Source organism: Nonomuraea sp. NPDC003754 (genome assembly GCF_053605785.1).
The window spans coordinates 182,203-195,376 of record NZ_JBSGJX010000007.1 but is presented as its reverse complement, the minus strand read 5'-3'; the positions used below and the strand labels follow the sequence as shown (position 1 = coordinate 195,376).

At 71.4% G+C, this 13,174-nt stretch carries 12 protein-coding genes; 9 read left to right on the top strand and 3 right to left on the bottom strand.

Annotated features, from left to right (window positions below):
* Nucleotides 1-146 precede the first annotated feature (146 nt).
* The 8 genes from ACWEVS_RS11740 (at nucleotide 147) to ACWEVS_RS11705 (ending at nucleotide 8,912) form a co-directional block, all read left to right on the top strand.
* The gene (locus tag ACWEVS_RS11740; protein WP_452551225.1) at nucleotides 147-1,115 is read left to right on the top strand and encodes a LacI family DNA-binding transcriptional regulator; all 969 of its coding nucleotides are present in this window, start codon (nucleotides 147-149) and stop codon (nucleotides 1,113-1,115) included.
* Between the two features lie 209 nt (nucleotides 1,116-1,324).
* Nucleotides 1,325-2,227 (top strand): aldose epimerase family protein, encoded by a 903-nt coding sequence (locus ACWEVS_RS11735; protein ID WP_452551223.1) that lies wholly within the window; start codon nucleotides 1,325-1,327, stop codon nucleotides 2,225-2,227.
* A gap of 365 nt (nucleotides 2,228-2,592) precedes the next feature.
* The gene (locus tag ACWEVS_RS11730) at nucleotides 2,593-4,914 is read left to right on the top strand and encodes a DNA translocase FtsK 4TM domain-containing protein (RefSeq protein ID WP_452551221.1); all 2,322 of its coding nucleotides are present in this window, start codon (nucleotides 2,593-2,595) and stop codon (nucleotides 4,912-4,914) included.
* A gap of 91 nt (nucleotides 4,915-5,005) precedes the next feature.
* A complete protein-coding gene (locus tag ACWEVS_RS11725; protein ID WP_449916864.1) occupies nucleotides 5,006-5,755 on the top strand; it encodes a helix-turn-helix domain-containing protein in 750 nt (249 codons plus the stop codon).
* Nucleotides 5,756-5,812: 57 nt separating this feature from the next.
* A complete protein-coding gene (gene rimO, locus ACWEVS_RS11720) occupies nucleotides 5,813-7,222 on the top strand; it encodes a 30S ribosomal protein S12 methylthiotransferase RimO (RefSeq protein ID WP_354906677.1) in 1,410 nt (469 codons plus the stop codon).
* A complete protein-coding gene (pgsA, locus tag ACWEVS_RS11715; RefSeq protein WP_354906676.1) occupies nucleotides 7,219-7,791 on the top strand; it encodes a CDP-diacylglycerol--glycerol-3-phosphate 3-phosphatidyltransferase in 573 nt (190 codons plus the stop codon). Before rimO ends, pgsA begins: the two co-directional genes overlap by 4 nt.
* Before the next feature lie 4 nt (nucleotides 7,792-7,795).
* A complete protein-coding gene (locus tag ACWEVS_RS11710) occupies nucleotides 7,796-8,299 on the top strand; it encodes a CinA family protein (RefSeq protein ID WP_449916861.1) in 504 nt (167 codons plus the stop codon).
* A gap of 256 nt (nucleotides 8,300-8,555) precedes the next feature.
* Complete coding sequence (locus tag ACWEVS_RS11705) at nucleotides 8,556-8,912, top strand: helix-turn-helix domain-containing protein (RefSeq protein WP_354906842.1); 357 nt, start codon at nucleotides 8,556-8,558, stop codon at nucleotides 8,910-8,912.
* A 9-nt stretch (nucleotides 8,913-8,921) separates the two neighbouring features.
* On the opposite strand, the gene ACWEVS_RS11700 is transcribed toward ACWEVS_RS11705, so the two are convergent.
* Together ACWEVS_RS11700 and ACWEVS_RS11695 are read right to left on the bottom strand one after the other, a co-directional pair.
* A complete protein-coding gene (locus ACWEVS_RS11700) occupies nucleotides 8,922-9,701 on the bottom strand; it encodes a DNA-formamidopyrimidine glycosylase family protein (RefSeq protein WP_452551219.1) in 780 nt (259 codons plus the stop codon).
* A 143-nt stretch (nucleotides 9,702-9,844) separates the two neighbouring features.
* Complete coding sequence (locus tag ACWEVS_RS11695; protein ID WP_354906673.1) at nucleotides 9,845-10,294, bottom strand: RrF2 family transcriptional regulator; 450 nt, start codon at nucleotides 10,292-10,294, stop codon at nucleotides 9,845-9,847.
* Between the two features lie 203 nt (nucleotides 10,295-10,497).
* Between ACWEVS_RS11695 and ACWEVS_RS11690 the strand changes: the two genes are divergently transcribed.
* Nucleotides 10,498-11,658 carry an ROK family transcriptional regulator gene (locus tag ACWEVS_RS11690; RefSeq protein ID WP_449916854.1) on the top strand — a complete coding sequence of 387 codons (1,161 nt, stop codon included), beginning with the start codon at nucleotides 10,498-10,500 and terminating at the stop codon, nucleotides 11,656-11,658.
* On the opposite strand, the gene ACWEVS_RS11685 is transcribed toward ACWEVS_RS11690, so the two are convergent.
* Entirely contained in the window at nucleotides 11,659-13,092 is a 1,434-nt protein-coding gene (locus tag ACWEVS_RS11685; protein WP_354906671.1) for a glycoside hydrolase family 3 protein, read from the bottom strand.
* Between the last annotated feature and the right edge of the window lie 82 nt (nucleotides 13,093-13,174).

The following is a 13,174-nucleotide window of genomic DNA, read 5'->3' as shown; positions in this document are numbered from 1 at the left end:
TATTCGGGTACGGCGGGGAGCCGTCAAGCGATGGTTGGAGCAGCGCTGACGGGACGCGGTGACAACGAGTAAGTCCTGGTCCGGCTGATTGACGCCGCTACAACCGATTGCACTAGAGTGCGGCCAGTGGTCGAGGGAGGCCTGCTGTGGCGGTGACGATCAGGGACGTCGCGCGGGCGTCAGGCGTGCACGTGTCGACGGTGTCGCGCACCTTCTCCGCGCCCCATCTGGTGAACGCCGAGACGCGCACCAGGGTGCTCGCCGTGGCCGACGACCTCGGCTACCGGCCGAACCGGGCGGCGAGGGCGCTCACCACCGGCAGGACCCACAACCTCGGGTTGATCGTGGCCGACATCGCCAACCCGTTCTTCTCGTCGCTGATCAAGGCGGCCCAGGCGCAGGCCCGGCTGCGCGACTACCACGTGTTCGTGGCCGACACCGACGAGGACCCGCAGGTGGAGGAGGAACTGATCCAGGCCTTCGCCAAGCAGGTCGACGGCGTGCTGCTGTGCGGTCCGCGCCTGGCGAACAGCACGATCGAGCGGCTGGGCGAGCAGGTGCCACTCGTGGTCGTCAACCGCAGGGTGAAGGACATGTCGACGGTGCTGATGGACGTCGGCAGGGGCGCCCGGCAGGCGATCGAGCACCTGGTCGCGCTGGGGCACCGCAGGATCGCGCTGGTGACCGGTCCCAGCGGGTCGTGGACGAGCAAGGAGATGCAGGCGGCCGCCACGGCAGGTGAGGCGGACGTGGTCTTCCTCGGCCCCAACCCGCCCACCGAGCTCGGCGGCAGGTCGGCCGTGACCGACGTGATCGCCTCCGGCGCCACGGGCGTGCTCGCCTACAACGACCTGGTGGCCATCGGGCTGATGGAGGGTCTGGCCGAACGCGACACGCAGGTGCCGCGCGACGTCAGCGTCATCGGGGTGGACGACATCCTGCCCGGCAGGTTCGGCAGCCCCAGGCTGACCACGATCGCGATGCCGACGGCGGCGGCGGGACGCATGGCCGTCGACATGCTGCTGAACCCCGTCGACGCCGCGGGCGCCCCGGGGGTGACGACGCTGGAGACCAGCCTGGTCGTCCGCGAGTCGACAGCCGAGGCGCGCAGGTGAGCGTCGGGTAGTGCCGGGGTGTCCTGGAGCGCGTTGGGTCGTGCCGGGTCGTGTCCCGGTCAGCGTTGAGTCGTGCCGGGGTCGTGTCCTGGTGAGCGTCGGGTCGTGCCGGGTCGCGCAGCGAGGTGCGGGTCGTCAGCGCAGGTGAGCGTCGGGTCGGGTCGGGGAGATGCCCGGGTGGGCGTCGGGTCGGCGGAGGAGGCACGCGGATGAGCATCGAGCGTCACGAACTGTCCTGCGAGGGGATGCGCGCGGCCGTCCTGACCTACGGCGCGGCCCTGCAGTCGCTGGAGGTGGACGGCGTGAACGTGGTCCTCGGCCTGGAGGACCCTGAGGAGTACCGCACCCGCAGCCGCTACTTCGGCGCCGTCGTCGGCCGGTACGGCAACCGCATCGCCCGCGGCCGCTTCACGCTCGACGGCACCACCCACCAGCTACCGGTCAACAACGGGCCCAACAGCCTGCACGGCGGCGTCGACGGGTTCGACAGGCGGATCTGGCGCGTGACCGCCGCCTCCACTGCGGCCGTCACCCTCGAACTGGTCAGCCCCGACGGCGACCAGGGCTACCCGGGGACGCTGACCGCCTCGATCACCTACACCCTGGACGGACGCGCCCTGCGGCTCGACTACCGGGCCCGCACCGACGCGCCCACCGTGGTCAACCTGACCAACCACAGCTACTTCAACCTCGCGGGTGGCGGCGACGTGCTGGGTCACGTGCTGCGGATGGCGGCCCCGCACTACCTCCCGGTGGACGAGCAGAAGATCCCCACGGGCGAGACGGCCCCCGTGAAGGGCACGGACTTCGACTTCACCGAGCCCCGGCGCATCGGCGGCTGGGAGGACCACTGCTTCGTCCTCGACGGCGGGATCAGGGTGGTCGAGCCGGTCAGCGGGCGGGTGATGGAGGTCTCCACCACCGAGCCGGGCGTGCAGTTCTACGCGGGCGGGATGCTCGACGGGGTGGCCACGCCGTACGGCAGGCACGCCGGGTTCTGCCTGGAGACGCAGCACTTCCCCGACTCGCCCAACCAGCCGCACTTCCCCTCGACGGTGCTGCGGCCGGGCGAGACCTACACCTCGACGACGATCTACCGCTTCCCTGCCTGACCGCGACAAGCCGCCTGACCGCGACAAGCCGCCTGACCGCGACAAGCCGCCTGACCGCGGCAAGCCGCCTGGCGGGGCCGGCCCGCCGCCCACCGCGCACCAAACCCGAAAGAGCTCGCAATCTCGACGTCGGGGATATCGGCGAGCCTCCACCGCATCGACACTGTCTCCGACGTACCTTTGGCATCATGGCCACCCGTACGCCGAAAGGCGCATCGAAGGGGCCGGCGAAGCGACCGACCTCGTCACGCTCGACTCCGGCCAAGCGGACGACATCCCCGTCAGCCACGCGCTCGAAGAAGACGTCGGCGCCCGCCCGCAGACCCCCCGCCACCCACCAGGACCCGATCAGCTGGGTCTTCACCATGATCGGCAAGTTGATCGTCGGCCTGTGGATGCTGATGGCCAACGGCATCGGCAGCGCCGCCAGAGCCCTGGGCAACCAGGCGCGCGAGCTCGATCCCGCCCACCGGCGCGACGGGGTCGGCCTGGCGGTGCTGGCGGGCGCGATCGTGCTGGCCGCCATGACGTGGCGCCAGTCGCGCGGCACGGTCTCCGAGGTGGTCAGCGCCGTCATGCACGGCGTCTTCGGCTCGCTGGCGTGGGCGATCCCGCTGCTGCTCGGTCTGCTGGCCTGGCGCTTCCTGCGCCATCCCGACCAGAACGCCGACACCGGGCGCATGGTGATCGGCTGGAGCGCGCTGCTCACCGGCGTGCTCGGGGTCGTCCACGTGGTCAACGACGTGCCGTACCCGGCGGGCGACGCCACCGACGGCATGGACAAGATCTCGGCGGCCGGCGGCATGGTGGGGTTCATCGTCTCGGCGCCGCCGGCGAGCATTCTGCCCGCGTGGGTGACGATCCCGCTGCTGCTGCTCCTGTCGGGATTCGGCGTGCTGGTGATCACCGCCACGCCGGTGCACCGGATCCCCGAACGGCTGGCCGAGCTGCGCCACATGCTCTTCGACAAGGGCGGCGCCGCGCCCAGGCCGAGCGAGCCGGTGAAGAAGCGGGTCAGGACCAAGAAGCCGGAGCCGCCCGACGGGGCCAAGCCGTACGACAGCCCGGTCCTGTCGGAGAAGGAGCGGCACTCTCCGGAGATCGTCCCCGGGCTGGTCGAGGACGAGCCGCAGGAGGCGCCCGAGCCGCCGCGGCCGGTCGCCGCGCCGCCCGAGCCGACGCCGGCGCCGCGCAAGGTGGAGCAGCTGGTGCTGTCGCCGCAGGCGGGCCCGTACGTGCTGCCCGACCTGCAGGCGCTCAGTCCCGGCACCCTGCCCAAGCCGCAGACCAAGGCGAACACCACCGTCGTCAACGCGCTGACCAGCGTGCTGGAGCAGTTCGGCATCGACGCGCAGGTGATCGGCTTCACCCGCGGCCCGACGGTCACGCGCTACGAGATCGAGCTCGGCCCGGCCGTGAAGGTGGAGAAGGTCACCGCGCTCACCAAGAACATCGCCTACGCGGTGAAGTCGGCGGACGTGCGGATCCTGTCCCCGATCCCCGGCAAGTCGGCGATCGGGGTGGAGATCCCCAACGCCGACAAGGACCTGGTCGCGCTCGGCGACGTGCTGCGCTCGCAGGTCGCCCAGGCCGACCACCACCCGATGATCGTGGGGCTCGGCAAGGACGTCGAGGGCCGCACCATCGTGGCGAACCTGGCCAAGATGCCGCACCTGCTCATCGCGGGCGCCACCGGCGCGGGCAAGTCCGTCTGCGTCAACGGCCTCATCACCTCGATCCTCATGCGCGCCACCCCTGACGAGGTGCGCATGGTGCTCGTCGACCCCAAGCGCGTGGAGCTGTCGGTCTACGAGGGCATCCCCCACCTGATCACGCCGATCATCACCAATCCGAAGAAGGCCGCCGAGGCCCTCGAATGGGTGGTGGGCGAGATGGACCGCCGCTACGACGACCTGGCCGCCAGCGGCTTCCGGCACGTCGACGAGTTCAACAAGGCCGTCAAGGCGGGCAAGCTGGTGCCGCCGCCCGGCAGCGAGCGCGTCTACCAGCCCTACCCCTACCTGCTGGTGATCGTCGACGAGCTGGCCGACCTCATGATGGTCGCCCCGCGCGACGTCGAGGACTCCATCGTCCGCATCACGCAGCTGGCGCGCGCGGCGGGCATCCACCTGGTCATCGCCACCCAGCGGCCGAGCGTGGACGTCGTCACCGGCCTCATCAAGGCCAACGTGCCGTCCCGGCTGGCCTTCGCGGTCTCCTCGCTCACCGACTCCCGCGTCATCCTCGACCAGCCGGGCGCCGACAAGCTGGTCGGCCAGGGCGACGCGCTCTTCCTGCCGATGGGCGCGAGCAAGCCGATCCGCATCCAGAACGCGTTCGTCTCCGAGAAGGAGATCGCCGGGATCGTCTCCCACTGCAAGCAGCAGATGCAGGCCGAGTACCGCGACGACGTGGCCGCCGTGGCGGTCAAGAAGGAGATCGACGAGGACATCGGCGACGACCTCGACGTGCTGATCCAGGCCGCCGAGCTGATCGTCACCACCCAGTTCGGCTCGACGTCGATGCTCCAGCGCAAGCTCAGGGTCGGGTTCGCGAAGGCGGGCCGTCTCATGGACCTGCTGGAGTCGCGCGGCGTCGTCGGCCCGAGCGAGGGTTCCAAGGCGCGCGAGGTGCTGCTGAAGCCCGACGATCTGCCCGGTCTGCTGGCCGACTTGCGGGGAGAGTGACCCCTGCGCACCGTTGCCGACGATAACTGATTGAATAGGAGTAACTACGCAACGTCGGGGGCGGGGAGGCGTCGTTGTGAACGATCAGAGCATGGGGGCTGTACTGGCCCAGGCGAGGCAGGCGGCGGGGCTGACGGTGGGCCAGCTGAGCGCGACCACCCGGATTCGCGAGGCGCTCCTGTACGCCATCGAGCGGGACGACTTCTCCATGTGCGGCGGCGACTTCTACGCCAGAGGCCACGTCAGGGCGATCGCCAAGGCGGTCGGCGTCGACCCCGAGGCGATGGTCCAGCGCTACGACGCCCAGCACGCCGGGGTGTCGCAGCCGCTGCGCGCCGCCGCCGTCTTCCAGAACTTCAAGGGGCTCAAGCTGCGCGAGCGCAGGGGCCCCAACTGGACGATGGCCCTGGGCGTCGCGCTGACCATCGTCGTGATCTTCGGCGTCGTCAGGGCGATGGGCGGGTCGGGCGACGTGCCGACGGCCGACATCCAGCCGGTCTCCTCGCGGCCGAGCGTGCCGCCGAACGTGCCCAACGCGGGTCCGGCCCGCCGTGCGGCGGCGCTGTCCACCCAGAAGAAGTCCGACATGGTGACCGTCAAGGTGCGGGCCAAGCGGTCGTCGTACCTCAACGTGCGCGACGCTGACGGGCGCAAGCTCTTCGCGGGCACCTTGCCGGCGGGCAAGACGTCCACGTGGACGGCCAAGAAGACGGTGCGGATGACCATCCACGACGCGGGCGCGGTGTCGCTGCAGGTCAACGGCAAGGAGCTGGGGTCGCCGGGCGCGCGGGGCGAGCTGGTCAGGCGCACCTACAGCGTCTCGGCGCCGCGTCCGCGCTGACGAGTGCGGGGGAGGTGCGACGGGTAGTGGCCAAGTGCCGATACCGTAGTGTCCACCATGTCATCCCGCCGAACCGTATCGCTGATCACTCTGGGCTGCGCGCGCAACGAGGTCGACTCCGAGGAGCTCGCCGCGCGACTTGATGCTGCCGGCTGGCAGCTGGGCGACGACGACGATGCCGACGTCGTCGTCGTCAACACCTGCGGCTTCATCGACTCGGCGAAGAAAGACTCCATCGACACGCTGCTGGCCGCCGCGGACTCCGGGGCCAAGGTCGTGGCCGCGGGCTGCATGGCCGAGCGCTACGGCAACGAGCTGGCCGAGGCGCTGCCCGAGGCCAGCGCGGTGATCTCCTTCGACGACTACGCCGAGATCGGTGCCCGCCTCGACGACGTGCTGGAGGGCAGGCCGCTCAAGCCGCACACGCCGCGCGACCGCCGCACGCTTCTGCCGATCTCGCCGGTGGAGCGCTCGGCCGCCAAGGCGAGCATCCCCGGGCACGGCGACCTGCCGGCGGGCCTGGCGCCCGCCAGCGGGCCCCGCGTGCTGCGCAAGCGTCTGGACGAGAGTCCCGTCGCCTCGCTGAAGCTCGCCTCTGGCTGCGACCGCCGCTGCTCCTTCTGCGCCATCCCCGCCTTCCGCGGCGCCTACGTCTCGCGCGCGCCCGAGGAGCTGCTGGCCGAGGCCGACTGGCTGGCCCACCGCGGGGTCCGCGAGCTGGTCCTGGTGAGCGAGAACTCCACCTCCTACGGTAAGGACCTGGGCGACCTGCGTGCGCTGGAGAAGCTGCTGCCGCAGCTGGCCGCGGTCGAGGGTGTCGAACGGGTGCGGGTCAGCTACCTGCAGCCGGCCGAGCTGCGCCCCGGGCTGCTCGACGTGATCGCGGCGACCGAGGGCATCGCCCCCTACTTCGACCTGTCCTTCCAGCACGCCAGCGGCACCGTCCTGCGCAGGATGCGCCGTTTCGGTGACCCTGAGCGCTTCCTGGGCCTGCTGGAGCAGATCAGGGCCAAGGCGCCCGAGGCGGGCGTCCGCTCCAACTTCATCGTGGGCTTCCCCGGCGAGACCGAGGAGGAGTTCGGCGAGCTGGTCGGCTTCCTCGAGGAGGCCAGGCTCGACGTCATCGGCGTGTTCGGCTACTCCGACGAGGACGGCACCGAGGCGGCGACCTTCGACTCGAAGGTCGAGCAGGAGATCGTCGACGAGCGTGTGCGGATCCTCACCGAGCTGGCCGAGGAGCTGACCTCGCAGCGGGCCGAGGAGCGCATCGGCACCGAGGTCGACGTGCTCATCGAGGAGGACCTGGGCGACGGCGGCTACGAAGGCAGGGCGGCACACCAGGGCCCGGAGGTCGACGGTTCCGTCACGGTGCAGGGCATCGGCCTGGTCCCAGGGCAGATCGTCAGGGCGGTCGTGGTCGATGCCGAGGGGGTCGATCTGATCGCGCGAATCAAGGCCGGTCCATGACCCGAGACGAGCGCCGGGTGGTGAGCCCGTGGAACATCGCCAACGTCCTCACGGTGCTCAGGTTGGCGCTCGTCCCCTTGTTCGTCGTCTTCCTCTTCGTGCCGGGCACCGGCTGGAGATACGCGGCCCTGGGGGTGTTCGGGCTGGCCTCGATCACCGACCACCTCGACGGGGAGCTGGCCAGGCGCTACCACCTGGTCACCGACTTCGGGAAGATCGCCGACCCGATCGCCGACAAGGCGCTCACCGGGGCGGCCCTGGTGAGCCTGTCGATACTCGACGAGCTGCCCTGGTGGGTCACGATCGCGATCCTCGGCCGCGAGTTCGGCATCACGATCCTGCGGTTCGTCGTGATCAGGCACGGTGTCATCCCGGCCAGCTACGGCGGCAAGGTCAAGACCGTGCTGCAGATCACGGCGATCGTGCTCTACCTGCTGCCCAACGTGCCCGACGTGATCCGCTGGGTGGCCATGGGCGCCGCGCTGGTGGTGACTCTCGTCACGGGCGCCGACTACGTGATCCGCGCCATCAGGCTGAGACAGGTGGCCAAGCGGGCCAGAGCGGAGTGAGCTGATGCGGACGGACGTGCCGGGCGCCGCGGGCGTGATCGAGCTGCTGATCCGGCAGGGGGCGACGCTGGCCGTGGCCGAGTCGCTCACCGGGGGGCTGCTGGGGGCGACCTTCACCGCGACCGGCGGCGCCTCCGCGGCCTTCAGGGGCGGCGTCATCTCCTACGCCACCGATCTGAAGCGGGAACTGCTGGCCGTACCGGGGGAGCTGCTCGCGCGGGAGGGCGCGGTCCATCCGGAGGTCGCCGCGGCCATGGCCCGCGGGGTGGCCCGGCTCTGCGGCGCCACGTACGGCCTGGCGGTCACCGGGGTGGCGGGCCCCGACCCGCAGGACGGCAAGGCCGTCGGCACTGTTCACGTGGCGCTGAGCGGCCCTGAGGGCAGGATCTGGCATCGCGATCTCATGGGCGGGCGCTCTCGCGACCGGATCAGGGACCGGACAGTCGACGAGGCCGTTGATCTCCTCGCAGGTGTGCTGAAGGCCAACGTGGGGGAACATTCCGGGTGATTACCGTGTTACGTCCCCAGCGAACATGCGAACCACGGTCTGACGCGGTGTCGGTGGATACGGGTACGGTGGAGCTGTGAGTGAGGTCCGTGAGCCATCTGCAAGCCCCGCGAGCCAGGCTGGCGGGCCCAACGATCCGCGCAGGCGTCCGATGATGACGGCGAGGAGTATGTACGAAGCGAAGCGAAAGAACGGGCGGCACGATCCGATCGCGCATGGCACGGTGAAGACCACCGCGCCGGGGAGGGAGCGACAGATGATTCTGCTGCGTCAGCTACTTGGAGATGTTCTGAGGCGGCTGAGGGTGCGGCAGGGACGCACCCTGCGTGAGGTGTCGACGCTGGCGCGCGTGTCTCTGGGCTACCTGTCCGAGGTCGAGCGTGGTCAGAAAGAGGCATCCTCCGAGCTGTTGGCCTCGATCTGCGGTGCCCTCGGCGTGCCGCTCTCGCAGGTGTTGCGTGAGGTTTCCGACCAGTTCGCGCTGGCGGAGCTCCAGGCTGCCCCTGTGCTCGCCGATGTGCCGGAGCGGGAGCGTCTGCCGCTGTCCGAGACCGTGCCCGGGTCGATCGGCGACTCGGTGTTCCCCGAAGTCAAGGACATGGTGGCCGCCTGACAGCAGGGCTCAGCCCGGTTGGCAGCGGTCGCACCACAGGATCAGGCGTTCCTGTGGCTGTGCCCCCATCTCCCCGCGCCTGATGCGAGATCCGCATCGGCGGCAGGGTCTTCCAGCCCTGCCATAGACCCACGTCTCGAAGCCGCGACGGCGATCACCTGTGGTGACGGTGGCCGCGTGATCCTTGTTCGCCGCCAGCAACCGCTGGGCGAGCGAGACCAGGCCGTCGAGATCGGCGATGGAGCCGACGGGACGCCAGGGTGACACGCCCTTGAGAAACAGTGTCTCGGCGCGGTAGATCGTGCCAATTCCCGCGAGATTGCGCTGGTCGAGCAGCGCCTCCCCGATCGTCGTGTCCGGGTTTCTACACAGCCTGGCGACCGCTTCCCGTTGATCCCAGTCCGGGCCGAGCAGGTCGGGGCCGAGGTGGCCGATCACGGTGTGCTCGTGCTCGGTCCTGAGCAGGTCCACCGTCCCCAGTCTGAGGCCGACCGCCTGCCATGTGGCGTTGGCCAGGACGAGCCGTACCGTGTCGCCGCGCGGCAGCCCGCGTCCCGCCGGCATGACGACCCAGCTGCCCTCCATGCGCAGGTGCGTGTGCACGGTCAGGCCGCCCTCGACCCTGGTGAGCAGGTGCTTGCCGTGCGACACGGTCCCGGTGACGGCGCGCCCGGTCAGGTCGGCGGTGGCGTGGCGCGGCACCCTGAAGTCCGACCTGGTCAGCACGCGGCCGTCGAGCGCCTGGCGCAGGCGCGCGGCGGTCCGGTAGACGGCGTCACCCTCGGGCACGGGCGCCCACCCACTCGTCCGGCAGGGCGGTCAGGCTGCCCGCGCTGGTCCTGACCACGTTCACCTTCGTCACCGGCGACCTCCTCATGACGGTCCACGGCCCTGGCGCGCGCCGCGCTCGCCCTGTTGCGGTGGGCGGGAGGTCAGTCCCAGGCGGCGGGGTCGGCGGCGAGCGACCGGACGCTCTCCGGCAAGGCGCCGGTGGCGACGTGATCGAGCGTGACCTCCTCGAGGATGGCCCGTTCGGTGGCGCGCAGGGCGATCCACACCTGCTGCAGCGACTCGGCGGGGCCGCGGTAGCCGACGTGCTCGGGGCGCTCGCCCCGCACGTTGGCCAGCGGGCCGTCGACCGCGCGGATCACGTCGGCCAGGGAGATCTCCGCCGCGGGCCTGGCCAGCACGTAGCCGCCCTCGGGGCCTCGCTGGCCGCGGACGAGCCCCGCGCGGCGCATCTGGAGCAGGATGTTCTCCAGGTACTTGGGTGGCATGTCCTGCTCTTTGGCGAGTTCGCCCACGGTGGTCGGACCCGCTCCAGCTGCGGCGAGTTCGGCGGCGGCACGAAGGGCGTAGTCGACACGAGCGGAAAGGCGCATGTTGTCGATTATCCCTCCTGGTCAACACTGGTTAGACGCGCGGGGACCCGCATGGGCCGATGATCCGCGTACGGCAGGCGCGGTACCTCGGCGGATGCGCTCGACCAACCCCGGCAGGCGCGCGCCGTACGCGGCCCTGGGGGAGAGCGTGAGCCTTCCTCACGTCATGCGCGCCACTGGGCAACGGGGCTAAGCTTTGGGGCGTGGAGCGACGTCCTGGTGTGCCCAGGTTGCTGAGGGAGATCAACGACCGGGCCGCATTGGAGTTGCTGCTCGCCACCGGGCCCATGACCCGCGGCCAGATCGGCGACCACACCGGCCTGTCGAAGGTGACCGCCTCCCAGACGCTCGCGCGCCTGGAGGAGCGCGGCCTGGTCGAGGTGGTCGGCGAGCAGGCGGGCGGGCGCGGCCCCAACGCCGCCCTCTACTCCGTCGTCTCCTCCAGCGCCTACGTCGCCGGGCTCGACGTCGGTCCCGAGTTCGTCTCCACCGCGATCGCCGACATCCACGGGCGCACGATCGCCGAGGTCACCGTCGCCCCCAACGGCCACGACGACCCGGTCTCCGTCGTCCACAGCGCGGTCGTCAAGGCCTGCCGCAGCGCCAAGGTCGGCCTGGCCAAGCTGCGCGGCGTGGTGATCGGCACGCCGGGCGTGGTCGATCCGCGCAGCGGCGACGTGCGCTTCTCCTTCGACCTGCCGGGCTGGCACGAGGGCATCCACGAGGCGCTGGCGGGCGACCTCAAGCGCGAGGTCACGATCGAGAACGACGTCAACCTCGCCGCCCTGGCCGAGCGCGCCGCAGGAGCGGCCAAGGGGGTCGACGACTTCGTGCTGCTGTGGGCGGGGCGCGGCCTCGGCCTCGCGGTGATGCTCGGCGGCAGGCTCCACCGGGGGCGCTCGGGCAGCGCGGGCGAGATCGGCTACCTGCCGGTGCCCGGCGTGCCGCTCGCCGAGGACATCAGGGCGGAGCCCGGGCGGCTGCCGTCCCTGGCTGGCGGCCTGCAGTCGCTGGTCAGCGCGGTCGCGGTGCAGGAGCTGGCGCAGAGTTACGGCTTCGCCGGCATCGCCGAGGCGGTCGCGGCGGGAGAGCGCGGCGAGCCGCTGCTCGACGAGATCGCCCACCGGATCGCGCTCGGCGTCGCGTCGGTGTGCGTGGTGCTCGACCCCGGGCTGGTCGTGCTCGGCGGCGAGGTCGGCAAGGCGGGCGGCTCGGCGCTCACCGCGCGGGTGGAGGAGGCCGTGGCCAGGATCTGCCCGATCAGGCCGGAGGTCGTCACCACCGCGGTGGCCGACAACCCCGTCCTGCGCGGCGCGGTCCTCGCTGCCCTCGACCAGGCCCGCGAGGAGCTCTTCGCGTCCTGATCAGGCGGTCAGCAGCTCGACGGCCGCCTGCGCGTTCGCCCGCGCCGCGCCGTACGTCGCGATGTAGGCGGCGCTGTCGGGGCGCCAGATCGGCAGTCCCATCTCGATCACGGTGGCGTCGGGACGGGCGCTCACCAGGGCGGTGACCAGGTCCCTGCTGTCGGTGTAGCGGTGCGCGTCCTTGACCACCACGACGAGCGAGCGGCCGGCGGCCCTGCGCAGCAGCGTGTCGAGGTCGGCGTCGGCGGGTTTGACCCTGACGGTCTCCGCGGTGGGTAGCTTCAGGCCCCACGGGACGTCGCCGACCGCGATGGTGGGCGGGGTGTCGATCTCGATCACCAGCGGGTCGCGCAGCGGGTTGGTGGCGCCGGTGACGGTGACCGCCCGCCGCGCCGCGTCCAGGCCGATGCCGCCCTCCTCGACGGCGGCGCCGGTGGCGGAGCCGAACCAGGCCCGCAGCTCGGCCACGCGCCCGGCCGCCTCCTCCAGGCGCGACAGCGGCAGCCGTCCCTCGTCCACCGCGTCGACGATCGCGGCGATGACCTGCCGGACGTCGTCGTAGGTCGGCACGGGGCCGAGGCACAGCAGGTCGGAGCCGGCGGCCAGCGTGCGCAACGCGCCTCCGGCCAGGCCCACGGTGTCGGTGATCGCGTGCATGTCCAGGGCGTCGGTGATCACGACGCCCTCGTAGCCGAGCTCGCCCCTGAGCAGCTCGGTCAGCGCGGCGGCCGACAGCGTCGCGGGCTCGTCGCCGGTGATCACCGGTACGGCGACGTGCGCGGTCATGACCGACCTGGCGCCCGCCTTGATCGCGGCCTGGAACGGCACGAGCTCCCGCTCGCGCAGCACGTCCAGCGAGACGTCGACCACGGGGACGGCCAGGTGGGAGTCGACGCGGGTGGCGCCGTGGCCGGGGAAGTGCTTGACGCAGGCGGCCACGTTCACCGACTGCAGGCCCTGGACGGCGGCGACGGTGTGCCTGGCGACCAGCGCGGTGTCGTTGCCGAACGAGCGGGTGCCGATCACCGGGTTGTCGTCGGCGGTGTTGACGTCGGCGTCCGGCGCCATGTCGAGGTTCACGCCGCAGGCGGCCAGCTCCGCGCCGATCGCCCGGTAGACGCGGTGGGTCAGCTCCACGTCGTCCACGGCGCCGAGGGCGGCGTTGCCCGGGTAGGGGCTGCCGACGTGGTAGGCCAGGCGGGTGACGTCGCCGCCCTCCTCGTCCAGCGAGATGACCGGCTCGCCGGCGGCCTTCAGCGTCGCGGTGAGCTCGCTCAGCTGCGCGGGGTCGGCGACGTTGAAACCGAAGAGCGTGACGCCGCCGAGGCCGTCCTCGAGCTCGCGCAGGATCCAGTCCGGGGCGGTGGTGCCCTGGAAGGCGACGAGCAGCGTGCCGGCCGCAAGGCGGCGCAGCCCCCGATCTCTCCGGCTCATCTGACAAACTCCCCTTTTTCGGCGGTCGAGCCCTCCGCGCCCGTGCGGTGGCCGGGCGGTGCGGGGGCGTGGGTGTGGTGGT